The sequence below is a fragment of the Variovorax palleresanus genome (genome assembly GCF_051144945.1).
Taxonomy (GTDB): domain Bacteria; phylum Pseudomonadota; class Gammaproteobacteria; order Burkholderiales; family Burkholderiaceae_C; genus Variovorax; species Variovorax paradoxus_S.
This window is the reverse complement of the sequence record NZ_JBJNVP010000002.1, coordinates 4,273,486-4,299,828: the sequence shown is the minus strand read 5'-3', so window position 1 is coordinate 4,299,828 and position 26,343 is coordinate 4,273,486. Positions and strand designations below refer to the sequence as shown.

The following is a 26,343-nucleotide window of genomic DNA, read 5'->3' as shown; positions in this document are numbered from 1 at the left end:
CTCAAGAGTTCCGCGAACGCAGGGACGCGCGCGATTGAAGCAGCAGGTCCCGCAGCGCATTGAGCTGAGTTTCGAACCTGGCATCGAGTCCGCCTTCGGGCGACTGCAGCACGCATCCGCCCAGCGCGATGTCCGGGCTTGCGATCCATTGCACATCCTCTCCGCCCCAGCGGGCAGACGGCACATCGCTCTGCGCTTTCTGAAGCGCCGCGAGATCGTCAGGGTGCAGATGCACCGCCACCAGCCGGCGGCTGCGCAGACCGTTGACAGCGTACTCCAGGTGCGCCTGCACCGCTTCGGGCATTGCGGCGCGTTCGCCCAGTATCCGGCAGACGACCTCGAAGCAGAGCGCCAGCATGTCTTCTTGCGCAGCAGCCAAACGCGACTCGATCTGCGGCGGTGCCGCGGCGATCAGGTTGTCCAGCGTTTGAACACGTGCCTGGTAGGCCGACTGGGCTTGCTGCTTCAGTTCCTGCGCCAGGCGATCGGCGTGCTCACGCAGTTCCCGCTCTGCCTTTTCGGCCGTCTGCACGGCCAGCTGCCGAGCCTCTTCCGCGCTGCGGGCACGTCCCTCGGCGATGCCCTTGGCAAGGCCTTCTTCATAGCCTCGCCGGGCTTCCTCGTCGGGTTGAGCCGTCGCCGCGGGGACGTTGGCCCGGACGAATGCACTGGCTGCAACGGTCGCGCCTTCCTCTTCCGGTTTGCGCCCCGGCCGGACCGGCACCAGATTCGTCGCTTGAGTCCGTGCCTGCAACGGCTGCACGTTCGGTCCGCGGCTGCGGGGCCGCGTCAATGCGACGTGCCCCTGCATGACGACGTCGCGCAACACCACGCTCGGGCGCGCAGGCGCGCCGGAAATAGGCTCTCTGGCCGAAGCCGGCTGCGGCATCTTCTCGGTCACGTGCCGGCCCTCCAATGCGCCCAGCGGCCGCGGAACAGCCGATCGAACGAAGGCTTCAGCTTTCGCCACGGCTTTCCTGAATGCTCGCGCGCGGCGACTGGCCTGCAAACTTGGGTTGCTACCGCTTCGATCAAGGCAGCGCGCATGGCTGGCGGCGTCGAATCTTCGGCACTCATTGCCGACAAGGCGGCATCGACGCGTCGCCGCTGCGCCGGCTCCAACGCGGCCAGCAATTCCTCCCGCCACGGCCAGTCGGCCAGATGCAGCCAGCGTGCGATCAGACCAGCGGACTCGGCGCGCAAGCACTGAACCAACTCATGCAACTGCGATCCGTCGAGTGCCAGAAGTATCGCCTCGTCCGGCAACGGTGGCGGCTGCGACGCACTCGCCGTGGCCTCGGCGATCAGCGTGGCATCCCGCTCCATGCCCAGGGCCTCCAGTTCCGCCAGAAGCCTCAGGAGGCCTTCTCGCTCCGAGGGGTCCAAGGCATCGAGCATCCAGGCCCGATCGGCGGGCGCCATGGCGTGCAGCAGCAGTGCCGCATGACGCGCACCGCCGGTTTCAGACAAACCCGTGCCCTCTTCCCCGTTCAGCGACGAACCATGCCGGGACATCATCAATGGGGCCTCCTCGCTCCGGCCGAGCTGGATGCCGAGGGGGTTCCAGCTGGTGCGGAGACCGGTTCACGCATCCAATCGCGCACGCGGCGCAACGCCGCCGCGCGCTCGGCCTCCGAAAGAGAAGCCGCTCCTTGAGCCGTTTCACGCACAGCCGCACCGCGTCGTCCGGTTCGAAGCAGCCACACGGCCAGCATTGCAATCAATGCGCCGCCCAGCAACCACTGCAATGGCGTTGGACTGGACTTTTCCAGGGAATTCGCTGAAACCGGCGCTTCGCTGGCCTCATCGGGCGCCAGGGCTGCGCGCGATCCGGCCGCTGCGCCGACGGCGGCATCAGGCGCCAGGATGGCGCCGCCAGCGAGGGATTGCACGATGACCGTGTCTCCGCGTTCGATCGACGCCCCGACCGCGGCGGCAATCACCTTTCGCAGTTGATCTTCCTGCCCCGAGTCCAGCATCTTGCGCACCACTGCAACCACCTGGACGCGCCGAATCGACCCTGGCTGGCTGACCACCTGCTCGACACGGCGGCCTACCGCATATTCGATGTCCCGCTGCGCGCTGCCGCTGCGCGGCCCGCCAGCGTCGCCCGCCCTGGCATCTAGCACCGCGCCAGTATCACGCAGCACTTCCCGCTCGCGTACCACGACCCCGGTCGACTGCAGGCCCGAGCGCGATGCTGCAGGCAGCACGTCTTCCGTGGTGGTGCGGATCTGGTCCATGTTCAGCGTCACATCGACGCTCGCGAGTGCCTGTCCGACGCCGAAGCTGCGATCGAGCACGGCTGCGACCTTGCGCGACAGGTATGCCTCGGTGTCGCGCTTCAGATCGAGCCGCGCGCTGCTCATTTCGAGGTCACCGCTGCCGCCTTCCGCTCGCGTAAGCGCGACGCCATGGCTGTCGACAATTGTCACGTCCTGCGTGGCCATGCCCGGCACGGCAGCTGCAACGAGGCGCTGCACGCCGGTCACCTGCTCGGGCCGCAGCGTCTGCCCTTGGCGCAACGTCAGCGTGATCGACGCCTTGGCCTTCGAAGTCGCCTGCTTGAACAAGCCCTGCTCGGGCAAGGCCAGCAGCACGCGCACCTCGCGCACCTGTGAGAGAGACTGGATCGTGCGAGTGAGTTCTCCCTGCAGCGCGCGCTGATAGTTGATCTTCTGCGCAAATTCGGTCATCCCGAAATCGGTGTTGTTGAACAACTCGAGGCCGACCGTGCCTTGCAACGGAAGCTCCTTGCCCATCAGCTTGATGCGGGTGGCATGCACGGTGGTCTTGTCCACCAGGATGGACGTACCACTGTCGCCCAGGCGGTAGGGAATCTTGAGCCGATCGAGTTCCGTGGTCATTGCCTGCGCGTCCTGAGGCTTCAGGTCCGCAAATAGGACTTGGTACTCAGTATGGAATACCCACCATGCCGCGGCCGACATGGCCAGCAGAATGGCCAGTACTCCCCCGACCAGGCCGATGCGCGCGCGCTGCGTCAATCCTTGCCAGAAGTTCATATCGGCATCTTCATGATGTCTTGGTAGGCTTCAAGCAAGCGGCTGCGCACCTGCATCATCATCTGGAAGGAAACGCGGCTTTCCTCGAGATTGATCATCAGTTGGTGCAGGTTCTGCGTATCACCGAGCGCAAGCTTCTGGAGGTCGACCTGATTCGAGATGAGCTTGCTATTCACTTGCGAGATGCCGTCGGACACCATCTGCCCGAACGAGCCTGCGACGGATGCCCCTGCGGGGGTCAAGGCACTTGGCAATGTGCCCGGCACGGCGCCCGAGAGCGATTGCGATTGGGCCGCCACCGCCAGGGATTGCGCCTGCGTCGACAATGAGGACAAGGCCTCGATGGGCAAGAAGGCCATCACGCGTTGCTCCCGATATCGAGCGCCCTGAGCGCCAGCACGCGCGTGGTGTTCATAGCCGAAACGTTCGCCTCGTAGGCGCGCGTCGCACTCATCATGCTGACCATTTCGGTGGCCGTATCGACGGCTGCGTACGAGACGTATCCGCGATCGTTGGCCAGCGGATGCCCGGGTTCGTAGACGAGCCTCGGCGGCGCGTTCGTCGGCACGATGCGCACGAGCGGGCTCCCCTGCGGAGTATCCGCCGCGTCCAGCCCCTGGCTGACGAGCGCGCTGAATGCAGCAGCGTTCTCGCTCCCTGGGGCCTGAGCTTCGGCAACCACGCGGAGCGGTTGATAGCTGGTGCCGCCAACGCCTTGCACGGTGTTGGCGTTGGCCAGGTTGAGCGCTGCGACATCGACGCGGGCGCGCTCGATGTTCATGCCGATGGCGCTGATGGCAAAGGATTGGGTGTAGTCCATGGCTATCTCCTGCCGTCGCCGGCAGCCATTGAAAGAATTGCAAAGTGGCGCGAAAGGCCTTTGACCAGTGCCTGGTAGTGCACGGCGTTGCGTGCCATGTCCGCAGCTTCGGCGTCGAGCTGCACCTGCGCCGGGGCGCCCAGGTTGTCCGCGGCCGGCTCGATGCGCGGGCTAACCTGGCTCAACGCGAATGCGTCGAGCCGGCCGGATTGCGCCAGGCCCCGTCGTGCATCGGCGAGTTGGTCTTCGAAACTCACGCGCTGCGGCACGTAGCCAACGGCATTTGCATTCGCGATATTGGTCGCGATCGCCTGCTGGCGCAGGCTTGCGGCGTCCAGCGCCATTGCCAGCGCCGATCGGGTCACGGCTTCGATTCCGTCTGTCATGCCTCGTCTCCGGATGCTTGATGAATGGGGTAGTAAAAGCGATGCAGCGCCGAGGCTCATTGCACGACGAGTTCGCCGTGCAATGCGCCCGCGGCCTTGACGGCACGCAGGATGGAAATGACGTCGCGCGTGCTGGTCTTCAGGCGGGCAAGCGACTGCACGAGATCGGAGACGGTGTTGCTTCCGGTCACGAAACCGGTCCCGTTCGATTCGTCGACGTCGACGCGCGTATTGGTGACGATGGCCGTTCGGATGTCCGGCCCGCCATTCCAGATATTGAAGGGCTGCGAAGCCGTGTTCTGGCTCGATATCGCGATCTTGATGTCGCCGTGCGAAATGGCCACCTTCGATATCCGCACATCGCCGCCCGAAACCACAGTGCCGGTGCGTTCGTTGATCACCACCTTGGCCCGCCGATCGGGTTCGACGGTCACGTTCTCGATGCGGGTGAACAGGCTGACCAGTTCATCACGCTGCGCCGGCGACACCGCAATCTCGATGCCCGAAGCATCGCGAGCCTTCGCCATGCCGCTGCCCAGCTGGGTGTTGATGGCCGCAGCAACCCGGCTCGCAGTGGTGTAGTCGGGCTCGGACAAGACGAAGGTCACGCTCTGCCGTTCATCGAGCATCTCGGCGTTCAGGCCGACTTCCACCGTGGCACCGTTGGGGATCGAGCCGGCCGTGGGATGGTTCTTCTGAACCACGTTGCCGTTGGCGTCGTAGCGGTACCCCCCCACCGAAAGGCCGCCCTGGGCCAGGGCATAAACACGACCGTTGGCGCCCTTAAGCGCCGTGATCAACAGGGTGCCGCCCACCAGGCTGCGCGCGTCCCCGGCGGAGCTCACGGTAACGTCGAGCGTGTCCCCCTCTCGGGCAAAGGTCGGCAATGCGGCGCTCACCATCACCACAGCGACGTTTCGGCTTTGCACGGCCTCCGGTGCGATCGTCAGGTTGAACTGCGACAGCACGTTGGCCAGAGATTGGCGCGTCGTGCGGTTCGAAGGCGAGTCGCCCGTTCCGGCAAGGCCGGTCACGATGCCGGTACCGAAAAGAGCGTTGTCTCGCCAGCCCTTGAGCTTGCCGAGATCCTTGACGCGAACAACGTCGGAGGACGCCGCATGAACCACCGGCCAGCCAGCGCCGAGCAGAACAACCACCAGCGCGCAGCGAAGCAGGCGGATCAGCGCCAAAGAAGTCATCGGGGTCATCACAATCCCAGCCAGTCGAAGATCCGCCGCCATGCGCTGCGGCGTGCGCGGTCGGCCACATCGCCCTCGCCCACGTAGGTGATGCGGGCGTCGGCGAGTCTCGTGGAGAGCACGACGTTTCCGTCGGAAATGTCCTGAGGACGCACACGGCCTTCCAGATTGACCTTTTGCAGTTCGTCGTTCACCGTGAGCAATTGCTCGCCGGCAACGCGCAGCTCGTTGTTCGCCAGCACCTCCTTGACAGTCACGGTCAGCGTCGCCAGCAGCTTGTTGGCGCGCTGGGTGCGCCCACCGCCGTCGAATTCACCGGTCACGCCGATGCCCAGCTGCCCCACGACCCGATTGCCCGTCTGAGTGACCGAGCCGCTGATGTCGTTGGCGCGCCGCGTGCCGGTGTTGGCGCTGGTCGTGGCAGACGAGTTCTCGAACACCTGGACAGTGAGCGAATCGCCCACCCGAAACGCCTTGTTGTCCGCCGTCAGCGGTCGGAAGCTGTTTTCCTGGAAGAGGCTTTCGGCGACAGCTGGCGCTGCGCAAAGCAACGCCGTGCCGGAAACCAGCGCGACTAAGACGGCGCGCGAGAACTGGAGCGGACTGCCCGTCATGGTTGCACCTCGACCTGTCCGGGGCCGGTGACTCGGGCGATCACCTCGCCGCTCGATCCAGGAACCTTCACGCGAACAAGTTGGCCGGTGCGACCGTCCTGCAGCACTTGGACGCGGCTCTCGACCGATACGTCACCGCTGCGGGCTTGAAGATGCGCCCAGTTCCCACGCACTACCGCAGGCGCTGATTCAAGATGGGCATCGGTGAGCACTTCGCCGGATTTCAGCGGCTTGCGCAAACGCTGCCGGCCCGCGTCGAGTTCGGCGCCGGCAGACACCGGCATTCCCTGCTTGACGCTCGTGAGGTCGACTTCGCGCGACTCGGTGGCTCCCCGCAGCAAAACTGCATCGACCTGAGAGCCGCTACTTATGCTTGCCGTAGCGACCGAAAGTGGCGTCCAGGCATTGACTTCGAAGGTCACGGCCGTCGTGCGCACAAAACGGTCATCTACCCAGGCATCGACCCACACCATCATGCGCCTGGAAGGCTGCGACTGACTTGCAAGGGGCCGCACGCGCAGCACAGGCACACCCGCGGGCAGAATCAGATCGCGGGCCGAAGACACCGCCTGCACTTCGGCTCGCACGCTACGCTGCGACAGCCAGCCCAGCAGCGCAGAGCGCGCCGCCTCGACAACAGTTTCGCCAGGCACTTCCTGAGCCGCAGTTTCGATGGAAGTCTCGCTCGCACCGCCCCAAAGGATGCCGGGGTCGCCATCCACGAACTGCAGGCCGCTTCGGGCCTCGACCCAGCGCGCAATGGTGTCACGATCGAGGCTGACCGGTGATCCCGGCCGAGGGGCCGTCCCGATGGGCAGAGCCATCAAGCGACGCAGCGTCGACAAGTCGCGCGCCGTAAGAAACGCGATGTCGCCCAGCCGCACACTGGAGCGTTCGACCCGGACCAATGGCCGCAGCTCGATGGAGACCGAAGGACCACTCGTCAACCCGGTGCCTCTGTCGGGCGAGGTTCCGGCGAAGGCCAGCGTCGACATGGCCGCAAATCCCAGGATCGAGGCGATGCGCACGGACAAACTACTTGCGAAGGCCATTGATCATTCCCAACATCTCGTCCGACGCCTGCATGACCTTCACGTTGGCCTCATACACGCGTTGCGCCACCATCAGGTTGACCATTTCCTCTGTCAGCTTGACATTCGAGCCTTCGAGAAACCCTTGCGCAAAGCTGCCCATGCCATCTTCCGAAGCCTTTCCGGCAATCGCTTCTCCCGAGCCCGTGCTCGATCGGTAGAGGTTGTCGCCCTGGGGCAGCAATGCTGACGGGCTGGTAAAGCGCACGAGATCGAGTTGACCGACCTCGACCGGGGTGCTCTGCCCACCCACCTGCACACGCACACGGCCATCGCCGTCGATCTGCAGGTTCTGGGCGTTGTCCGGGATGGCGAGATTGGACTTCAGTGGAAACCCGCCGGAAGTTGCAAGCAGCCCATCGCGGTTAACCTTGAAAGTGCCGCCGCGCGTGTACGCGCTCGACCCATCGGGCATGGTCACTTCCAGAAAGCCTTCGCCCCGAATGGCAATATCGAACGCCGACTCCGTCTTCTTCAGATCGCCCATGTCGAAGAGCTTCGATACCGATGCGATCCCGACACCCGCTCCCAGGCGACTCTCGGCCCCCAGGATGCCAGCCTCTTCTTGCGTCTGCGCGAGGCGGCCAGCCTCACGAACCATCAGGTCGGAAAACCCGACCTTGCTCTTCTTGAACCCCGTGGTGTTGACGTTGGCCAGGTTGTTGGCAATGGTGTCGACGTTGAGTTGCTGGGCCTGCATCCCGGTGGCACTGATGTAGAGGGCATCGAACATGGTTGTATTCCGTTGAAGATTGAAGATGGCTGGCGGCAGCTCTTACGAAAGTTCGCCGAGCTTGCGTACCGCCCCACCGATCATTTCGTCGTAACCCAGCGCAACCCGCTGCATCGATTCGAAATGCCGCATCGACTGGATCAGCTGTGCCATTTCCTGCATGGAGCTCACGTTGGAGTTCTCAACGAACCCCTGGCGAAGCTGGACATCGGCCTCTGCCACTTGCGCGGGCTGCTGCTCCGTGCGCATCAGTCCGTCGCCCATGCGCTGGAAGTCATTGGTGTTCTCGAAACGAACCACCTTGAGCTGGCCGACCGGCGTTGGCTCCGCTCCACCACCGAGCCTGCTCTCGAACACCTGGCCGCTCGCATCGATAACGGGGTTGGGCCGTGTCAACACGATCTCGCCGCCCACGCCCATGACAGGATGGCCCTGCGCGGTGACAAGGCGCCCGCGTGCATCGAGCTGCCAGCTGCCTTGCCGCGTGTAGGCCAAGCCAGAATCGGTCGAAACCTCGAAGAACCCAGCTGCGGTCAAAGCCACGTCGAGGCTCTGGCCAGTCGACTTGAGGCTACCCGGTCTGGCATCGGTCTGAACGAGCAACGTGCCCGCTGCCGCAGAACCTGCCGCCCTACCGCTCAAGGCTCTCGCCCGGGCATCGCGTAACGCGTCCGAAAACGCCCCCGCGCCCGCCGGCAGCGAGCTAGCGACCTCGCGCTTGTAGCCGGGCGTGGTGGCATTGGCCATGTTCATGCTGATGCGCTCCAGGCGCGCCATATCCTGCTGCATGCTGTTCAAACTGATGGCGAGTACGTCGCTCATGGGTGCTTTCTTGTGTCTCAAAGTTGGACGATGCTGAAGGACTTCAGCTCGATGGTGTGAGGAACCTCGGCCATCGACAGCACCCGCAGGTGCGGCATCACGCGCTCCGACAGCGCTCGCACATGGCGGCGCAGTTCTGGCGCGCACAGAAGTACCGGAAGAAGATTGCTCTTCATCATTCTTTCGGCCTGCTGGATCAACCGCTTCATCAGCTGCTCGGACATGCGCGGGTCCAGGGCGAAAGGCTGCGCCCCGCCCGCCTCAGTGGCCGCGTGAATGCTTTGCAGGAACTGGCTTTCGACCGCTGGGTCCAGCGTGAGCACCTGCAGCGAGGTCGAGTCGCCCAGCAACCCTTGGCAGATGGCATGACCAAGCCGCTGGCGCACGATCTCCGTGAGCTGGTTGGCATCGCGGGTGGTGCGGCCGGCGTCGGCAAGGGTCTCCAGAATGGCTTCGATATGGCGGATGGAAACTTTCTCCCGCAACAGGTTTTGCAGCACCTTCTGTACGTCGCTGGAGGAAAGAACGGTCGGGATCAGCTCTTCAACGAGACCGGGCTGGCTCTGCCGTACGCGGGCAAGCAATCTGTCGACTTCGGCGCGCGTCAGCAGCGCCGCCGATTCGCGACGAAGCATTTCGGTGAGATGCGTCATGAACACCGTGGGCGCATCCACCAGCGTGTACCTAGCCTGGCTCGCAGCACTGCGCTGGCTTTCTTCGATCCACAACGCCGGCAGTCCATAGGTCGGATCGCGCGTGGGCTCGCCAGGCACCGATTTCGTGTCGCCCGCTGGATGAATTGCAAGGAGCCGGTCCGCACGTGCCTCGCCCTTGCCCACGATGACGCCGTCCAGATGTATTTCGTACCGATCGGCGGACAGACGCGCGGAGTCCTTGAAACGGACGCGCGGCAGCACCAGGCCGAACTCCTGCGCATGCTGCTTGCGAAAGGCGGCAACCCGCTCCATGAATACGCTGCCCGGCTGGTTGACCACCGGGACCCAGTTGCTTCCCAGATGGACTTCGATGGGCTCGACCTGCAGCTGCGCGTAGGCATCGTCGCTCGCCTGCGTCAACGAGCCATCGGCAGCTTGCTGCGAACCTTCTGCGCCATCAGGCGAGGCCGAAGCGGCATTCGAGTCCTTTGCCTTGGCGGCCCGGTAGAGCATCGTTGCAGCCAGCAGAAAGAACATGGCGAGAACAAGCGTCGGCAACACCGGAATGCCGGGCAGCAAGAGCAATCCTCCAAGAGCCATCGCAACGAGAAGCAACGTCTTTGGAAACGAACTCACCTGCCGCAGTGCTTCGCGGCTCAGATTGACGTCGGAGGAAGAGCGCGTCACGATGATGCCGGTGCCCACGGCGATCACAAGCGCGGGCACCTGGGTGACGATGCCGTCGCCGATGGTCAGCAAGGTGTAGGTCTGCAGCGCCTGGCCCCACGGCATGCCGTGCTGCATGACACCAATCACCAGCCCGCCGATGATGTTGATCAACAGGATGATGATGCCGGCGATCGCATCGCCCTTGACGAACTTGCTCGCCCCATCCATTGCACCGTAGAAGCCGGCTTCCTTCTCGATGTTCTTGCGCCTTCGCTGAGCCTCGGCCTGATCGATGAAGCCCATGTTGAGATCGGCGTCGATGCTCATCTGCTGGCCCGGCATGCTGTCCAGCGTGAAACGCGCCGCAACCTCGGAAACCCGTTGCGCGCCGCTGGTCACCACCACGTACTGCACCACGATGAGAATCAGGAACACGATCAAGCCGATGACATAGTTGCCGCCGACCACGAATGCACCGATGGCGCCGATCACCCGGCCCGCATCCCCGTCGGAAAGGATGAGACGCGTGGCGGCCACGTTGAGCGACAGCCGGAACAGGGTCGCGATCAGGAGCAGCGAAGGGAAGGTCGAGAACTCGACCGGCCGCGCCATGTAGAAGGTCAACAGCAGAACAAGGAATGCGAAGCCGAAATTGCTCAGGATCAGAAAATCGAGCAAGCCGCTGGGAATGGGCGCAAAGAGAACCACCAGCACGCCGAGCACCAGCACAACCAGCGCTATGTCGCTGTGCTTGCCAAGGACGCGTCCAAGCGAGTTCATGCCCGGCCCTCTGCAGCCGAGGCCGCACCTCGGCCATGCCGCTGTTCGCGCATGGCAAACACCCACACGATGATGCGTGCCACCTGCGCGTAGAGTTCGGGGGGTACCGAGTGATCCACCGGCAGCTCCTTGTAGAGGCGGCGAGCCAGCGCGGGATTACGAACCACCGGAATGCGGTGGCGTGCGGCAATCTCGCGCATGGCGGCCGCCATGTGCCCTGCTCCCTTCGCCAGCAACTGAGGCGACGCCATGCGGCCGTGCTCGTACTTGAGCGCAACTGCAAGATGGGTGGGGTTGGTGATCAGCACATCCGCGTTTCGGGTCTGGCGCAATGCAAGGCTTCGCTTCAGCGTCTCCCGCCGTAGTTCACGCAATCGGGCGCGGATGCGAGGATCGCCTTCGCGGTGCTTGGCTTCGTCCTTGAGTTCACGCTGGCTCATCCGCATTTTTTTTGCGAACTCGCGCCGGGTGTACATCAGATCCAGCAGTGCAATGAGCGTGAGCACCAGGGCCATCTTCAGCCCGACGCTCGCAAGATCGCCCAGCAGCGCGCGCAGATAGCCGACGGCCGAAAGAGAGGCCAGCGCATAGAACTGACTTGTCAGGGCCTTGAGCGCTAGAAAAGCGACCAGTGCCAGCAAGCTCAACTTGACGATGGCGCGAGCCGTGTCGAACAGCACGCGCATCGAAAACAGTTTCTTGAGGCCGTTGACCGGATTGATTCGGTCGAAGTCGATCTTCACGGGCTCGAACGAAAGTATCGGGCCGGTCTGCATCATGTTGCCGACGATCGCAGCCAGCATGATGGCCGCGAAGAAAGGCGCCGCAAGCGTCAATGCGGAGCGCAAGGCACGCTCGATCAGCGGCCAGAGGCCCACGCCCGAGGGATCCATCCGGCCCGCGTGGATCAGAAGCGCCTGGTCGAATCGGAACTGGCTCGCCACAGCGCCAAACCCGCGCCAGGTCAGGTAGACCACCGCCACACCGAACACGAGCGCAGCCACGACATCAGTGCTTTTCGCGGCCTGTCCACGCTCGCGTGCACGCTGCAGCTTGTAAGGTGTGGCCGCCTCGTTGCGGTCAAGGTCCTGCTCTGCCATCAGCGCCTCTGCTCCCTCGGTGCCGGCGCGGCGACGAAGATGCCGTCCCATGTCGACGCTATACCGGCATAGGCGCGCGTCATGACAGGGCCGATGCCGGCAAACCAGAATGAGAGTGCGATCAGGCCGACCAGGATCTTTACCGGAATGCCCATGGTGAACATGTTCATCTGCGGCAGATTGCGACCAACCACGCCCAGTGCGAACTCCACGAGCAATATGCAAAACACCACCGGGGCCGCCAGCGCAAAACCAAGGCTGAAGAGACCCGCCGCCTGCTTCAGCACCGGGGCAACTGCATGTCCGACAGACCAAGATGCGCCCACAGGAAAGCGCTCCACGCTATAGCTGATGCCGCGCAGCAGCGCGTGATGCCCGTTGAGAAGGAAGAACACCAGTACTGCGAGATAGTTGAATGCCGAAGTAAGCACCGGAATGGGACGCTGCGTCACCGGATCGATGACTTGCGCAATGCCAAAGCCCAACTGAACATCAAGCAACTGGCCTGCAACGGCAAAGGCACCAAACGCCAGCAGAATGCCAAGACCGAGCACGGCTCCAAGCGCAAGCTCCGCCATCGCCGCAGAAAGCAACGCGCCCCACCCAATCGCTGTGCCAGCCGGAACGGCCAAACCCGACGCCAATGCCACCGAGAGTCCAACGACGAGCAGCACTCGCACCGATGCAGGCAGCGGCACCGCATAGAGCACAGGCGTCATCGCAAAGGTTGCGGCAACGCGCAACGCCAGCAAGCCGACGACAACCATTCCGGACGTGCTGATTCCAGACGTCACGACCTCAGGCAACGCAAGCGCTGCATGCAGCTGGAGAGCATTCACGGGAGCCCTTGCCTCAGAACATCGAGGGAATGCCGCCCCAGAGCTGGACGGTGAACTGAGTCAACTTGCGAAGCATCCAGGGGCCCGCCACGATCATCACTGCGGCAGCAGTCACAAGCTTCGGAACGAACGTCAGTGACATTTCCTGGACCTGCGTGACGACCTGCAGCACGCTGATCACGATGCCGACGAGCATAGTGAGCCCCAACAGCGGAAGGCAGACCAGCAGCCCCGTCCAGAACAGGTCTGACATCATCTTCAATGCCAAATCCGCGTGCATATCCCTCCAATAACTCTTTGGTATTAGTATGAAAACCATTGAAAACAATGGATACAAGTTTATTGCGTCATTGCATCAAAACGGTTAACACTCGATACTCAAAAGAGACAAAGTGCCGATGAATGTGCATCCCTCGTGAAATAAGTCCGGAATAGCCGGAAATCTTTCCATCCATTTTTAGTACTTTAGAATTCATTTTTAATTAGAATTCTGGTCATCCTGGATGGCGCGGCGCTGCGCCCTTGCTCTAGTGGACTTCGTCGCCGCCGACGGCGAGCCTCTCGTTTTCACAGGAGGGCAGTTGGAGGACGCTAGTCGCTTTCCAGCTATCCCAGGAGTTCCGCCCGTCATGGCAACAACACGCCCCTTGCACGAACTCAGCGCGACGCAACTGTTGGAACGCTATCGGGATCGCGTCCTGTCCCCGGTCGATGTAACGCAGGCGGTACTCGCACGCATCGAGCGCTGGGAGCCGCACATCCGTGCCACGTACGGGCTCGACGCCAATGCCGCGCTGGCGGCGGCACGGGCCTCCGAGGCGCGGTGGACGCGCAACGCGCCCCAGGGCGAACTTGATGGCGTGCCGATCACGCTCAAGGAGAACATCGCCACGCGCGGGACGCCGATGCCGCTGGGCAGCGCCGCGACCGTGCTCACACCCGCCGCGCACGACGCCCCCGCTGCCGCGCGTGTGCGCGAGGCCGGCGCGATCATCGTCACCAAGACGACGATGCCCGATTTCGGCTTCCTGGGCGCAGCGCCATCGAGCTTCCATCCTCTTACGCGCAATCCGTGGGACTTCAGCAAGAACACCGGCGGCTCTAGCTCGGGCGCCGGTGCCGCTGCCGCCGCCGGCTATGGCCCGCTGCACCTGGGCTCCGACATTGGCGGCTCGGTACGCATTCCCGCCAATTTTTGCGGCGTCTTCGGCCTCAAGCCCAGCCAGGGACGCATCCCGGTCGATCCACCGGCCAACGCCCGCGTCATCGGCCCCATAACCCGTACGGTGGCGGATGCCGCGCTGCTGATGAAAGTGGTCTCGCGTCCCGACCCGCGCGACTACATGAGCCTGCCGCCGCAGGACATCCCGTGGGAGCGTCTCGATCGTGATATCCGCGGCCTACGCATCGGCCTGTGGACCGACACTGCGGGGGGGTGGCCGATTGACCCCGAAGTGAAGGAAGCCGTACTGGCCGCAGCTCACGTCTTCGCGAAAGCTGGGGCCATCGTCGAGCCCATCGCCGACTGGACAACCCAAGAGATGCGCATGGGCATAGCCCATTTCTTCACCATGCGCTGCCGTGTCGATCTGGCTGCGATGCCGGCAGCGCGCGCGAAGCTTACCGCCAGCTATATCCACGAAGCCGCGGAGTTCGCAGCTTCGCTGACGCCCGAGGACACCTTCCGTGCCTTCACCCGCCTTCAGATGCTGCGCGCCGCGACCGTGACCGCTACGCAGCCGTACGACTATGTGCTGTCGCCTGTCTCGCCGGTGTTGCCATTCGCAGCGGAAGCGATTCGCAGCGGCTCGGAGAATCCACTGACGGATTCGCACTTCACTTCCGTGTTCAATCAGTCGGAGCAGCCCGCGGCCTCGATCAACTGCGGCTATTCGCACGGCGGCTTGCCCATAGGGCTGCAGATCGCGGGGCGCCGATTCGACGACCTGGGGGTGCTGCAGATCGCGCACTTCTACGAGTTGGTCCGCCCACCCCAGGCGACTTGGCCAGAGCCGGCCTGAAGGCAAAGAGCTCCCCTTTTTTCGTGCGTGGCGAAGGGGCGGCCCGCAGGCGCAGCAGATCACCTTGCGCAGCGGTAATGAGGAGACAGCCAGCCGCACGGCAGAACTGAGCCACACCTCCTCGTACGACCAACAGCTGTTTCTCCAATGAAAAAGGGCGTTCACTGAACTTCAGTGAACGCCCTTGGACGTTGTGTTGGTGGAGCTGGGGGGATTTGAACCCCCGTCCGCAAGCCTTCTTCGCGCAGTTCTACATGTTTAGTGATCTGATTTGAGTCTCGCTTCCGGAGTCGCGCAGTCACACGCTAAACCGGACGCCAGCACCCTATTTTCTCGCCCCGACCCAAGGTACCCGGATCGGAGCCAGCCCATGTAATTATCCTTGCAGCCGGGAGGTCAGGATTGCTCCAGACCCCCTTGCCCAGCCCATCGGCCAACTGTTGCAAGGCTCACTGGCAATTAAGCAGCGAGTGCGAAACGTTCGTCGTTTGCAGTTAGTTTGTTTGAATCTGTTTTACGAGCGCATTCAGCTCGACATGCCCCGCTGCGATTCCGAACCCACGTCGAAACCAGTGCAGCCCCAAGCCAAGCATTTTAGGCCTTATTCAGCAATTGCAAGAGCTCCAGGGGCGCTGCGATCGAAGCATCTGCGTTCCAGAGCGTCACATCGGCCTGCGGGCCCATGTAGCCATAGGTCGCCGCGATGGTTCGCATGCCCGCGGCACGGCCGGCGATGATGTCGCGTTCGTCGTCTCCCACGTAGATGCACGCGCTGGACGGCACGCCCATCCGTCGCGCTGCTTCGTGCAAGGGCTCGGGGTGCGGCTTGGAATACGGCGTCGTATCGCCGCTCACGATGGCGCCCGCACTGCCGAAAAGCGGAATGGCGCGCGTCAACGGATCGGTGAAGCGCGCCGACTTGTTGGTGACCACACCCCAGGCCAGCCCACGTGCGCAGATGGTGTCGATGAGCGCCTGCACCCCGTCGAACACGTGCGTATTGAGCAACATGCGGTTCTCGTAGGCCACGAAGAATTCTTCGCGCAATGCGGGGAACTCCGGTGCATCGGGCATGATGCCGAACGCCACGCCGAGCATGCCCCTTGCGCCAGCTCCGGCCATGAACCGATAGCGCTCCAGCGGATACGACTCGAGCCCGCGGTCGGTACGCATCTTGTCGGCTGCGGCGCCGAGATCGGGCGCGCTGTCGATCAGCGTGCCGTCCAGATCGAACAGCACGGCTTCCACTGCTGCGGCCGTCACGTTTGCGAACCCGTCGTCGAGGCCGGCTTCTGCGTGGCGAACATGTAGTTGACGCTGGTGTCGGCGCTGAGCCAGTAGCGGCGCGTCAACGGGTTGTGTTCCATCCCCCGCGTGTGCCGCAAGTCGAGGCCCGCTGCGCGGCAGTGGGCCGCCAGCTCGCTGGGTCGGATCAGCTTGGCGTATTCGTGGGTGCCGCGGGGCAGCATGCCCAGAACGTATTCGGCACCGACGATGGCCAGCATGAACGACTTGAGATTGCGGTTGATCGTGGAGAAGAAGACCCAGCCGCCCGGCTTCACCAGCGTTGCGCAAGCCTGGACGATGGAAGCGGGCTCGGGCACATGCTCGAGCATTTCCATGCAGGTCACGACGTCGAAACTGCCAGGCTGCTCCGCAGCGAGCGCCTCGGCACTGATTTCACGGTATTTGACGCCGCTCGTGCCGGCTTCGAGTGCATGCAGCCTCGCCACCTTGAGCGCCTTGCTCGCCAGATCGATGCCGAGCACCTCGGCGCCTTTTCGGGCCATCGAATCGGCGAGGATGCCTCCGCCGCAGCCGATATCGAGCACCTTGCGCTGTGAAATGGGCGCAATACCGTCAATCCATTCCAGTCGCAACGGATTGATTTCATGGAGCGGACGGAATTCACTGTCCAAATCCCACCAGCGATGGGCCAGTTCCGAAAACTTGGCGAGTTCCGCCGGATCGGCATTCACGTTATCTGTCATGCCACGATTATGAAACGGAGAATGCGCCGGCGAACACGAGTGGACACTCGACGCGTATCAGAAGGAATTCGACAGGCATAAAAAAACCCCGCCGAGGCGGGGTTTTCTTTTAGCGATTCAATCGAATCACTTGTTGGCGCGGGTGCCGACCACTTCGATTTCCACGCGGCGGTTCTTGGCGCGGCCTTCCTTGGTCTTGTTGTCAGCCACAGGCTGCTTCTCGCCCTTGCCTTCGGTGTAGACGCGATTGCGTTCGATGCCCTTCGAGACCAGGAAGGCCTTGACGGCTTCGGCGCGGCGCACCGACAGACGCTGGTTGTAGGTGTCCGAACCGATCGAGTCGGTGTGGCCCACAGCGATGATCACTTCGAGGTTGACGTCACGGATCTTCGAGACCAGGTCGGTCAGCTTTGCGCGACCTTCAGGCTTCAGAACCGACTTGTCGAAGTCGAAGAATGCGTCAGCAGCGAAGGTCACCTTCGAAGCAGCGACTTGCGGTGCGGGCGCAGGAGCGGCCGGTGCGCCCGGAACGGGAGCGACTGCAGCCGGAGCTGCTGCAACCAGAGCACCGTCGCAACCAGCGGCGGCAGTAGCCGGCGTCCAGTTGGCATCGCGCCAGCACAGTTCATTCGTGCCGTTCTTCCAAACCAGTTCGCCGGTGCCGTTTTGCCAGTTGTCGATCGTAGGACCGCCATTCGCAGCGGTGACACGGGTCTGCGCGCCGGCGGCAGTGGCGAGCGCAGCGACTGCAAACATCATCGCCACTTTATTCAGTTTCTTCATGGTTCTCCTCTTGGGGAAAAAGCCGCAGCCGCGCTGCGAATCAAGGACGCTTTAAGTGACCACCACCCAAAACGTTGAGGCGATTGTGCCATAGGGTCTTTGGCAAACAGGCCGCTGGACGGCCCGGAAGCGTAGGACGGAGGCGGAATAGCCGCCTTGTGTTGCGGCGGTGCGACACCCCTCACAGCGTAAAATTTCGCCTTCCTGCCGCCAGCCTCTCGCTCAATGACCTCCTTCGCCAAAGAAACCCTGCCCATCAGTCTCGAAGAGGAAATGCGCAGCAGCTATCTCGATTACGCCATGAGCGTGATCGTTGGCCGGGCGCTTCCCGATGCACGCGATGGCCTCAAGCCCGTGCACCGGCGCGTGCTGTTTGCCATGCACGAGCTCAACAACGACTGGAACCGGGCCTACAAGAAGTCCGCCCGTATCGTGGGCGACGTGATCGGCAAGTACCACCCGCACGGCGACCAGTCGGTCTACGACACCATCGTGCGGCTGGCGCAGGACTTTTCCATGCGCCATATGCTGGTCGACGGTCAGGGCAACTTCGGGTCGGTCGACGGAGACAACGCAGCCGCAATGCGGTATACGGAAATCCGGCTCGCCAAAATTGCGCACGAAATGCTCGGCGATATCGACAAGGAAACTGTCGATTTCCAAGACAATTACGACGGCTCGGAAAAAGAACCCAAGGTTTTGCCGAGCAAACTGCCCAATTTGCTGGTGAATGGCTCCGGCGGTATTGCGGTTGGCATGGCCACCAATATTCCGCCGCACAACCTCAATGAGGTGGTGGATGCCTGCCTGCACTTGCTGCGCAATCCACAGGCCTCCATCGACGAGTTGATGGAAATCGTGCCGGCGCCCGACTTCCCCACCGCCGGCATCATCTATGGCATCAACGGCGTCCGGGACGGCTACCGTACCGGCCGCGGCAAGGTCGTGATGCGCGCCAAGTGCCACTTCGAGGACATCGACCGCGGCCAGCGCCAGGCGATCATCGTCGACGAGCTCCCCTACCAGGTCAACAAGAAGACGCTGCAGGAGCGCATGGCCGAGCTGGTGCACGAGAAGAAGATCGAAGGCATCAGCCACATCCAGGACGAATCCGACAAGTCGGGCATGCGCCTGGTGATCGAACTCAAGCGCGGCGAAGTGCCCGAGGTGGTGCTCAACAACCTCTACAAGCAGACGCAGCTGCAGGACACCTTCGGCATCAACATGGTGGCGCTGGTCGATGGCCAGCCCAAGCTGTGCAACCTGAAGGACCTGATCGAGGTCTTCCTGCAGCACCGCCGCGAAGTGGTCACGCGCCGCACCGTCTTCACCCTGCGCAAGGCCCGCGAACGCGGCCACGTGCTCGAGGGCCTGGCGGTGGCGCTGGCCAACATCGACGAATTCATTTCGATCATCCGCAACGCCCCGACGCCGCCGGTCGCCAAGGCCGAGCTGATGACCCGCAGCTGGGACAGCAAGCTGGTGCGCGAAATGCTCACGCGTTCACGCGCCGACGGCGGCGCGGTCAATGCCGACGACTACCGCCCCGAGGGCCTGGAGCGCGAGTTCGGCATGGGCTCTGACGGCCTCTATCGCCTGTCGGAAACCCAGGCCCAAGAAATCCTGCAGATGCGCCTGCAGCGCCTGACCGGCCTCGAGCAGGACAAGATCGTTGCCGAGTACAAAGAGGTGATGGCAGAGATCGACGACCTGCTCGACATCCTGGCCAAGCCCGAGCGGGTCTCGGTCATCATCGGCGACGAACTCGGCACCATCAGGCAGGAGTTCGGCCAATCGAAGCTCGGCGCGCGCCGCAGCCTGGTCGAGCACAGCGCCTTCGATCTCTCGACCGAAGACCTGATCACCCCGACCGACATGGTGGTGACGCTCTCGCACAGCGGCTACATCAAGAGCCAGCCGCTCCACGAATACCGCGCGCAAAAACGCGGTGGGCGCGGCAAGCAGGCCACGGTCACCAAGGAAGACGACTGGATCGACCAGCTCTTCATTGCCAACACGCACGACTACATCCTGTGCTTTTCCAACCGCGGCCGGCTCTACTGGCTCAAGGTGTGGGAAGTGCCGGCGGGTTCGCGCGGATCGCGTGGCCGCCCGATCGTCAACATGTTCCCGCTGCAGGAAGGCGAGAAGATCAACGTCGCGCTCGCCCTGACCGGCGAGAAGCGCAATTTTCCGGCCGATCAATACGTGTTCATGGCAACCTCCATGGGCACGGTCAAGAAGACCACGCTCGACGAGTTCAACAACCCCCGCAAGGGCGGCATCATCGCGGTTAACCTCGATGAGGGCGACTACCTCATCGGCGCCGCCCTCACCGACGGCAAGCACGACGTGATGCTGTTCAGCGATGGCGGCAAGGCGGTTCGCTTTGACGAAGAAGACGTGCGTCCGCTGGGCCGCAATGCACGCGGCGTGCGCGGCATGTCGCTCGATCCGGGACAGGGCGTGATCGCCATGCTGGTGGCCGAGGACGAGCAGCAGAGCGTGCTCACCGCCACCGAAAATGGTTACGGAAAGCGCACAAGCATTACCGAGTACACCCGTCATGGCCGGGGAACCAAAGGCATGATTGCGATTCAACAGAGCGAGCGCAACGGCAAAGTCGTTGCCGCCACCCTCGTGCATGCGGACGATGAGATCATGCTCATCACCGACAAGGGCGTGCTCGTGCGCACCCGGGTTGCCGAGATTCGTGAACTAGGTCGCGCGACGCAAGGCGTCACGCTGATCGGGCTCGACGAAGGCGCCAAACTCAGCGGGCTACAGCGAATCGTCGAAAACGACGCCAACGGCGAGACCGAGCCAGGCGCAGACGATACTTCCACATCTTCAACGGAGAACCCTCAGTGAAAAAATTCAAGCTCGCACTTCTGACTGTCGCCCTGGCTGGCAGCTCGATGGCCGCCATGGCACAGGACAAAGCCGCGCTTATCAAGCAGTTCGTGGACGTGCAACGCCCCGGCATCGAATCCCTGGCACGCGGCCTGGTCGAGCAATCGAGCGCGCCCATCGCGCAGGCCGGTTCGCAGTACCTGCAAACGCAAGTGCCCGAAGCCAAGCGCGAGTCGGCTGCCAAGGCCGCCGACGCCGAACTGAAGAAGTACTTCGACGATGCCTACCCGATCGTGCGCGACAAGGCCGTGCAGCTGGCACCGGGCGCCCTCACCCCGCTGCTCGAGCAGAACTTCAGCGAAGAAGAGCTCAAGCAATTGCTGGCCTGGATCAACTCGCCGCTCAGCAAGAAGTACCAGGACCTGAATCCGAAGATGCAGACCGCGCTGACTGAAAAGCTCGTGGCCGAAACGCGCGGAACCATCGAACCCAAGATGCGCGCACTCGACGAAAACGTGGCCAAGGCGCTGGGCGCTCCGACCGGCGGTTCGCAGCAAGGCGCCGCTCCCGCCAAGGCCCCGGCCAAGGCTCCCGCCAAGAAGTGACGTGACACAACAGCAGCAGCCCAAGCCCGCCGGCACGCGCCCGTACAACTTTTCCGCAGGTCCGGCCGCCATGCCGGAGGTGGTGCTGCAACGCGCCGCCTCCGAAATGCTCGACTGGCAAGGCAGCGGAATGAGCGTGATGGAAATGAGCCATCGCGGCAAGGAATTCGGCGCCATCTGCACCCAGGCCGAAGCCGACATCCGCACGCTGCTGGCTGTGCCCGAGAATTTCCACATCCTCTTCATGCAGGGTGGCGGGCTCGGTGAGAACGCCATCGTGCCGATGAACCTGTCGCGCGGCAAATCCGCCGACTTCGTCATCACCGGCAGCTGGAGCATCAAGTCGCAAAAGGAAGCGCAGCGCTATTGCACGGCGAACATCGCCGCCAGCAACGCCGCCGACCATCACACGCGGCTGCCCGCCCCGTCGACCTGGCAGCTGACGCAAGACGCCTCGTACGTGCACCTGTGCACCAACGAGACCATCAACGGCATCGAGTTTCATCAACTGCCCGACCTGGCGGCCCTTGGCAGCAATGCGCCTCTGGTCATCGACTTTTCGTCGCACGTGGCCTCGCGCACCATCGACTGGCGCCGCGTCGGCCTGGCATTCGGCGGAGCGCAGAAGAACCTCGGCCCGGCCGGCCTCACGCTCGTGATCGTGCGCGACGACCTGCTCGGTCATGCGCTCGAGATCTGCCCCAGCGCGTTCAACTACAAGATCGTTGCTGACAACAAGTCCATGTACAACACCCCGCCGACCTGGGGCATCTACATGGCCGGGCTCACGTTCCAATGGCTGCTGCAGCAGACCGAAGGTCCCCTCACGGGCGTGGCCGCCATGGAGCAGCGCAACATCGCCAAGGCGAAGCTGCTGTACGACTTCATCGACGGCTCTTCGTTCTACGTCAACAAGATCGACCCGGGCTGCCGCTCGCGCATGAACGTGCCGTTCTTCCTGTGCGACGAGAGCCGGAACGACGCCTTCCTGGCCGGCGCGCGCGAGGCCGGGCTGCTGCAGCTCAAGGGCCACAAGTCGGTCGGAGGCATGCGCGCGAGCATCTACAACGCCATGCCGCTGGAAGGTGTGCGAGCACTTGTGAGCTACATGCGAGAATTCGAGCGATCGCATGCCTAGGCGCATGCCCTGTTGCTCGCACCGATGACCGCCTCCGCTCCAACTCCGCCCTCCTCCCCCGACAACTCCGAGAGCCTTGCCGGTCTGCGCGTGCAGATCGATTCGCTCGACCAGCAACTGCTCAGCCTGCTCAATGAGCGGGCCCACGTGGCGGAACTGGTCGGCGAGGTCAAGAAGCGCGAAGGTACGCCGTATTTCCGCCCCGACCGCGTGGCCCAAGTCATCGAAAAGATGCAAAAGAGCAATGCGGGCCCGCTCAAGGACCTGCACGTGGCGGCCATCTGGCGCGAGATCATGTCGGCCTGCCTGGCGCTCGAATCGCCCCAGCGCGTGGCCGTGCTGGGCCCCGAGGGCACCTTCTGCGAACAAGCCGCCATCGAATACTTCGGCGGCGCCGCCGACCTGATCTACTGCGCCAGCTTCGACGAGGTGTTTCACGCCACGGCGGCGGGCAGCGCCCAGTACGGCGTGGTGGGCGTCGAAAACTCGACCGAGGGCGTGGTCACGCGTTCGCTCGACCTGTTCCTGCATTCGCCCACCCACGTGGTCGGCGAAGTCAGCCTCCTGGTACGCCACCATCTGCTGCGCAGCAGCAATACGCTCGACGGCGTCGAGGCGGTGCTGGCCCACCCGCAAGCGCTGGCCCAGTGCCAGACCTGGCTTTCGAAGCATCTGCCCAACGCCGAGCGGCGCGCCGTCTCGAGCAACGCCGAAGGCGCACGGCTCGCGGCCACCAACCCGGCCTGGGCCGCGCTGGCCGGCGAACGCGCCGCCACCCGATTCGGCCTGCACATCGTTGCGCACGCCATCCAGGACGACTCCTACAACCGCACCCGCTTCTCGGTCATCTGCCTGCCCCAGACGCTGGCCATGCCGCCGGCATCCGGGCGCGATTGCACGAGCCTGATCGTCTCCGTGCCCAACCGCCCCGGCGCCGTGCACGACCTGCTGGTGCCGCTGAAGGTCAACAACGTTTCCATGACCCGTTTCGAGTCGCGGCCCGCGCGCACCGGCCAGTGGGAGTACTACTTCTACATCGACCTGGACGGCCATCCCTCGCAGCCCAACGTGGCGGCGGCCCTGGCCGAGCTTCGCGGCCTCTGCGCGTTCTACAAGGTGCTTGGCGCCTACCCCGTCAAAGCCTGAGCCGGACAAGCACCATGTTCGAGCAATTGGGATTGATCGGCTGCGGCCTCATGGGCGGCTCCTTTGCGCTTGCGCTCAAGCGCGCAAAACTCGTGAAGCGCGTGGTCGGCTACAGCAAGTCGCCCTCCACCACGGAGCGGGCGCGCCAGCTCGGCGTGATCGACGTGGTGGCGCCTTCCGCGCTGCTGGCGGTCTCGGGTTCCGACCTGGTGCTGCTGGCGGTGCCGGTCGCAGCTTCGGAAGCCACCTTCAAGGCCATTCGCCACGGCATTTCGAACGACACGCTGGTGATGGACGTGGGTTCGACCAAAGGCGACGTGATCGAAGCCGCACGCAACGGCCTGCAGAACCAGTTCGCCAGCTTCGTTCCGGCCCATCCGATCGCCGGCAAGGAGGTGTCGGGTATCGAGCACGCCGACGCCTCGCTCTATGCCGGCCGCAAGGTCGTGCTGACGCCGGTCAAGGCGACGCTGCGCTCCAATGTGCAGCGGGCCTCGCAAGTCTGGAGCGGCATTGGCGCCAACGTGGTCACCATGACGCACGAGGAGCACGACAGCGCCTTTGCGGCCGTGAGCCACCTGCCGCACCTGCTGGCCTTCGCCTACATCAACGCCCTTGTCGCGCAGCCGCAGGGCGACCGCTTCCTGGGCCTCGCGGGGCCGGGCTTCCGCGATTTTTCTCGCATTGCGGCCAGCGACCCAGTGATGTGGCGCGACGTGCTGCTTGCCAACCGCGAGCAGGTGCTGCTGCAATCGCAGGCCTTTCGCAAGGCGCTGCTGGAACTCGAGACACTGATGGCCGCCACCGACGCGCAGGCGCTGGAGCATGCGATTGCGGCCGCCAGCAAGGTCCGCGCCGCCTGGCAGCCCAACACCGACGCCTCGCAGGACGCCTGACATGTTTTCGACGGCCTTCCTGGACATTCCCCCGCTCGCGGCGGCTTCGGGCACCGTGCGGCTGCCGGGCTCCAAGAGCATCTCGAACCGCGTGCTGCTGCTGGCGGCGCTGGCGAGCGGCACCACCACCATTCACGACCTGCTCGACTCGGACGACACCCGCGTGATGCTCGACGCGCTGCGCGCGCTCGGCTGCGGCATCGATGCGGCGGTCAACACGCTGCGCATCACCGGCCTGGGCGGCCAGTTGAAGCCGGGCGGGCCGTTGCTGCCGCTCTTCCTCGGCAATGCCGGCACTGCGATGCGTCCGCTGACCGCCGCCCTGTCGCTGCTGGGCGGCGAATTCGAGCTGAGCGGCGTGCCGCGCATGCACGAGCGGCCGATCGGCGATCTGGTCGATGCGCTGACCCAGCTCGGCTGCCACATCGACTATCTGGGCAACCCCGGCTATCCGCCGCTGCGCATCCGCCCGGCCGATCACGGCGCGCTGGCGCTCGATGCGCCCATCCGTGTGCGCGGCGACGTGTCGAGCCAGTTCCTGACCGCGCTGCTGCTGGCCTTGCCGCTGGCAGCCCGCAAAGACATCGTCATCGAGGTAGTAGGCGAGCTCATCTCCAAGCCCTACATCGAGATCACGCTGAACCTGCTGGCACGCTTCGGCATCAGCGTGCGGCGCGATGGCTGGGAGCGCTTCACCATTCCCGCCGGCAGCAGCTACAGCTCGCCGGGCGACATCCATGTCGAGGCCGACGCCTCCTCTGCGAGCTATTTCATCGCGCTGGGCGCCATCGCAACGGGTATTGCCGGCCAGAACGGCGTTCGCATCGAGGGCGTGGGCGCGGATTCGATCCAGGGCGACATCCGCTTCATCGACGCGGCGCAGCAAATGGGCGCGCGGGTCGACAGCGGGCCGAACTGGCTCGAAGTGCGCCGGGGCGCCTGGCCGCTCAAGGCCATCGACCTCGACGCCAACCACATCCCCGATGCCGCGATGACGCTGGCCGTCATGGCGCTGTATGCCGACGGCCCGAGCACCCTGCGCAACATCGCCAGCTGGCGCGTCAAGGAAACCGACCGCATCGACGCCATGGCCAATGAGCTGCGAAAGCTCGGCGCCACCGTCGAGTCCGGCCCCGATTTCATCCGGGTGCACCCGCTTGCGCCGGCCGACTGGCGGCCGGCGAGCATCCGCACGTATGACGACCACCGCGTGGCGATGTGTTTTTCGCTCGCGGCATTCAATCCGGCCCGGGTGCCGGTGCGCATCCTCGAACCCCACTGCGTCGCCAAGACCTTTCCGGACTACTTCGAAACCCTGTTCTCGGTGGCCGAGGCCTTCGACGTTCCGGTGATCTGCATCGACGGCCCCACCGCCTCGGGCAAGGGCACGCTCGCAGCCGAAGTGGCCCGCCTGCTCGGCTACCACTACCTCGATTCGGGCTCGCTCTACCGCGTGACCGGCTTGGCCATGCGGCGCGCCGGGCTCAGCGCCGACCCCCAGCACGAGGCGCAGATTGCCACCCTGGCAGCGTCCCTGCCGCTGCACTTCACCGAAGGCAAGGTGCTGCTTGCCGGCGAAGACGTGAGTGACGACATCCGCACCGAAGCCGCCGGCATGGACGCCTCCCGCGTCTCCACCCTGCCCGCGGTGCGCGCGGCGCTCCTGGCGCTGCAGCAGCGTTTTCGGCAGCTTCCGGGCCTGGTGGCCGACGGCCGCGACATGGGCACCGTGATCTTCCCCGACGCGGCGCTGAAGGTCTTCCTGACGGCCAGCGCCGCCCAGAGGGCCGAACGCCGGCATAAGCAGTTGATTTCAAAGGGTATTTCGACTACACTTGACAGTCTTCGCTCCGACTTGGAAGCGCGCGACGCCAGGGACTCTTCCCGCAGCGTCGCTCCCCTCAAGCCGGCGCAGGATGCCCGTCATCTCGACAACTCCCAGCTGTCCATCGAGCAATCGATCGACCAGGTGTTGAACTGGTGGCAGGAGATTCGGCCGTTCAAGCCCGCTTGAGCGGTTTGAAGTTACAGCCGTTCAAGTCCGCTTGGATGGTTTGAAGTCACAGCCTTTCAGGTCCGCCCGAAAGGCTCGCGCCAACCGGATTCCGGGGTAGCGCATACCGCTCCGGCAGGCTCCTCTCGCGCGACAGCGCACCGGCCTGCTGGTTGTTCAACCAA

General features: G+C 63.9%; 25 protein-coding genes and 1 other RNA gene. 7 read left to right on the top strand and 19 right to left on the bottom strand.

Going from position 1 to position 26,343, the window contains the following annotated elements:
* Nucleotide 1: 1 nt before the first annotated feature.
* The 15 genes from ACJ7Z0_RS24040 to ACJ7Z0_RS23970 are packed head-to-tail and all read right to left on the bottom strand — an operon-like array spanning nt 2 to nt 13,012.
* Nucleotides 2-901 (bottom strand): FliH/SctL family protein, encoded by a 900-nt coding sequence (locus ACJ7Z0_RS24040; protein WP_434791834.1) that lies wholly within the window; start codon nt 899-901, stop codon nt 2-4.
* Complete coding sequence (locus tag ACJ7Z0_RS24035; RefSeq protein WP_434791833.1) at nt 898-1,518, bottom strand: magnesium transporter; 621 nt, start codon at nt 1,516-1,518, stop codon at nt 898-900. Before ACJ7Z0_RS24035 ends, ACJ7Z0_RS24040 begins: the two co-directional genes overlap by 4 nt.
* Nucleotides 1,518-3,023 carry a flagellar basal-body MS-ring/collar protein FliF gene (fliF, locus tag ACJ7Z0_RS24030; RefSeq protein WP_434791832.1) on the bottom strand — a complete coding sequence of 502 codons (1,506 nt, stop codon included), beginning with the start codon at nt 3,021-3,023 and terminating at the stop codon, nt 1,518-1,520. Before fliF ends, ACJ7Z0_RS24035 begins: the two co-directional genes overlap by 1 nt.
* Nucleotides 3,020-3,382: a flagellar hook-basal body complex protein FliE gene (gene fliE / locus ACJ7Z0_RS24025; protein ID WP_434791831.1), complete on the bottom strand. Its 363-nt coding sequence runs from the start codon at nt 3,380-3,382 to the stop codon at nt 3,020-3,022. The genes fliF and fliE overlap by 4 nt, the downstream gene beginning before the upstream one ends.
* Entirely contained in the window at nt 3,382-3,843 is a 462-nt protein-coding gene (flgC, locus tag ACJ7Z0_RS24020; RefSeq protein WP_434791830.1) for a flagellar basal body rod protein FlgC, read from the bottom strand. The genes fliE and flgC overlap by 1 nt, the downstream gene beginning before the upstream one ends.
* 2 nt (nt 3,844-3,845) lie before the next feature.
* Nucleotides 3,846-4,229: a flagellar basal body rod protein FlgB gene (locus ACJ7Z0_RS24015; protein WP_434791829.1), complete on the bottom strand. Its 384-nt coding sequence runs from the start codon at nt 4,227-4,229 to the stop codon at nt 3,846-3,848.
* 56 nt (nt 4,230-4,285) lie between these two features.
* Nucleotides 4,286-5,470, bottom strand: a complete 1,185-nt coding sequence (locus ACJ7Z0_RS24010) for a flagellar basal body P-ring protein FlgI (RefSeq protein ID WP_434791828.1) — start codon at nt 5,468-5,470, stop codon at nt 4,286-4,288.
* Nucleotides 5,437-6,042, bottom strand: coding sequence for a flagellar basal body L-ring protein FlgH (locus ACJ7Z0_RS24005; RefSeq protein WP_434791827.1), 606 nt, complete (start codon nt 6,040-6,042; stop codon nt 5,437-5,439). Before ACJ7Z0_RS24005 ends, ACJ7Z0_RS24010 begins: the two co-directional genes overlap by 34 nt.
* Entirely contained in the window at nt 6,039-7,094 is a 1,056-nt protein-coding gene (gene flgA / locus ACJ7Z0_RS24000) for a flagellar basal body P-ring formation chaperone FlgA (protein WP_434791826.1), read from the bottom strand. The genes ACJ7Z0_RS24005 and flgA overlap by 4 nt, the downstream gene beginning before the upstream one ends.
* On the bottom strand, nt 7,078-7,866 hold the full coding sequence (gene flgG, locus ACJ7Z0_RS23995; RefSeq protein WP_434791825.1) for a flagellar basal-body rod protein FlgG: 789 nt from the start codon (nt 7,864-7,866) through the stop codon (nt 7,078-7,080). Before flgG ends, flgA begins: the two co-directional genes overlap by 17 nt.
* 42 nt (nt 7,867-7,908) lie before the next feature.
* The gene (locus tag ACJ7Z0_RS23990) at nt 7,909-8,688 is read right to left on the bottom strand and encodes a flagellar hook-basal body protein (RefSeq protein ID WP_434791824.1); all 780 of its coding nucleotides are present in this window, start codon (nt 8,686-8,688) and stop codon (nt 7,909-7,911) included.
* Nucleotides 8,689-8,705: 17 nt separating this feature from the next.
* Nucleotides 8,706-10,793, bottom strand: a complete 2,088-nt coding sequence (gene flhA / locus ACJ7Z0_RS23985) for a flagellar biosynthesis protein FlhA (RefSeq protein WP_434791823.1) — start codon at nt 10,791-10,793, stop codon at nt 8,706-8,708.
* Nucleotides 10,790-11,893, bottom strand: a complete 1,104-nt coding sequence (locus ACJ7Z0_RS23980; protein ID WP_434791822.1) for an EscU/YscU/HrcU family type III secretion system export apparatus switch protein — start codon at nt 11,891-11,893, stop codon at nt 10,790-10,792. The genes flhA and ACJ7Z0_RS23980 overlap by 4 nt, the downstream gene beginning before the upstream one ends.
* Entirely contained in the window at nt 11,893-12,732 is an 840-nt protein-coding gene (locus tag ACJ7Z0_RS23975) for a flagellar biosynthetic protein FliR (protein ID WP_434791821.1), read from the bottom strand. Before ACJ7Z0_RS23975 ends, ACJ7Z0_RS23980 begins: the two co-directional genes overlap by 1 nt.
* Nucleotides 12,733-12,745: 13 nt before the next feature.
* Nucleotides 12,746-13,012: a flagellar biosynthetic protein FliQ gene (locus ACJ7Z0_RS23970; RefSeq protein ID WP_434791820.1), complete on the bottom strand. Its 267-nt coding sequence runs from the start codon at nt 13,010-13,012 to the stop codon at nt 12,746-12,748.
* A 349-nt stretch (nt 13,013-13,361) separates the two neighbouring features.
* On the opposite strand from ACJ7Z0_RS23970, the gene ACJ7Z0_RS23965 reads away from it, so the two are divergent.
* A complete protein-coding gene (locus tag ACJ7Z0_RS23965) occupies nt 13,362-14,753 on the top strand; it encodes an amidase (protein WP_434791819.1) in 1,392 nt (463 codons plus the stop codon).
* 197 nt (nt 14,754-14,950) lie between these two features.
* On the opposite strand, the gene ssrA is transcribed toward ACJ7Z0_RS23965, so the two are convergent.
* The 4 genes from ssrA to ompA all read right to left on the bottom strand — a co-directional run bounded on the left by ssrA (nt 14,951) and on the right by ompA (nt 17,527).
* Nucleotides 14,951-15,335, bottom strand: a transfer-messenger RNA (tmRNA) gene (gene ssrA / locus ACJ7Z0_RS23960).
* A 12-nt stretch (nt 15,336-15,347) separates the two neighbouring features.
* Complete coding sequence (locus ACJ7Z0_RS23955) at nt 15,348-16,016, bottom strand: HAD-IA family hydrolase (protein WP_434791818.1); 669 nt, start codon at nt 16,014-16,016, stop codon at nt 15,348-15,350.
* Nucleotides 16,013-16,744: a bifunctional 2-polyprenyl-6-hydroxyphenol methylase/3-demethylubiquinol 3-O-methyltransferase UbiG gene (gene ubiG, locus ACJ7Z0_RS23950; protein ID WP_434791817.1), complete on the bottom strand. Its 732-nt coding sequence runs from the start codon at nt 16,742-16,744 to the stop codon at nt 16,013-16,015. The genes ACJ7Z0_RS23955 and ubiG overlap by 4 nt, the downstream gene beginning before the upstream one ends.
* Nucleotides 16,745-16,870: 126 nt before the next feature.
* Nucleotides 16,871-17,527: an outer membrane protein OmpA gene (gene ompA, locus ACJ7Z0_RS23945; RefSeq protein ID WP_431123204.1), complete on the bottom strand. Its 657-nt coding sequence runs from the start codon at nt 17,525-17,527 to the stop codon at nt 16,871-16,873.
* A 225-nt stretch (nt 17,528-17,752) separates the two neighbouring features.
* Here ompA and gyrA point away from each other — a divergent pair, with 225 nt between their 5' ends.
* Genes gyrA through ACJ7Z0_RS23915 form a run of 6 tightly spaced genes read left to right on the top strand, consistent with a single transcriptional unit; the run spans nt 17,753 to nt 26,179 of the window.
* On the top strand, nt 17,753-20,398 hold the full coding sequence (gene gyrA / locus ACJ7Z0_RS23940) for a DNA gyrase subunit A (protein WP_434791816.1): 2,646 nt from the start codon (nt 17,753-17,755) through the stop codon (nt 20,396-20,398).
* The gene (locus tag ACJ7Z0_RS23935; RefSeq protein WP_434791815.1) at nt 20,395-20,985 is read left to right on the top strand and encodes a DUF2059 domain-containing protein; all 591 of its coding nucleotides are present in this window, start codon (nt 20,395-20,397) and stop codon (nt 20,983-20,985) included. The genes gyrA and ACJ7Z0_RS23935 overlap by 4 nt, the downstream gene beginning before the upstream one ends.
* A 1-nt stretch (nt 20,986) precedes the next feature.
* Nucleotides 20,987-22,123 carry a 3-phosphoserine/phosphohydroxythreonine transaminase gene (gene serC, locus ACJ7Z0_RS23930; RefSeq protein ID WP_434791814.1) on the top strand — a complete coding sequence of 379 codons (1,137 nt, stop codon included), beginning with the start codon at nt 20,987-20,989 and terminating at the stop codon, nt 22,121-22,123.
* Nucleotides 22,124-22,147: 24 nt separating this feature from the next.
* Nucleotides 22,148-23,269 (top strand): prephenate dehydratase, encoded by a 1,122-nt coding sequence (gene pheA, locus ACJ7Z0_RS23925; protein ID WP_093018966.1) that lies wholly within the window; start codon nt 22,148-22,150, stop codon nt 23,267-23,269.
* Between the two features lie 14 nt (nt 23,270-23,283).
* Complete coding sequence (locus ACJ7Z0_RS23920) at nt 23,284-24,165, top strand: prephenate dehydrogenase (protein ID WP_434791813.1); 882 nt, start codon at nt 23,284-23,286, stop codon at nt 24,163-24,165.
* 1 nt (nt 24,166) lies between these two features.
* Nucleotides 24,167-26,179, top strand: a complete 2,013-nt coding sequence (locus ACJ7Z0_RS23915) for a bifunctional 3-phosphoshikimate 1-carboxyvinyltransferase/cytidylate kinase (protein ID WP_434791812.1) — start codon at nt 24,167-24,169, stop codon at nt 26,177-26,179.
* Nucleotides 26,180-26,343: the final 164 nt, after the last annotated feature.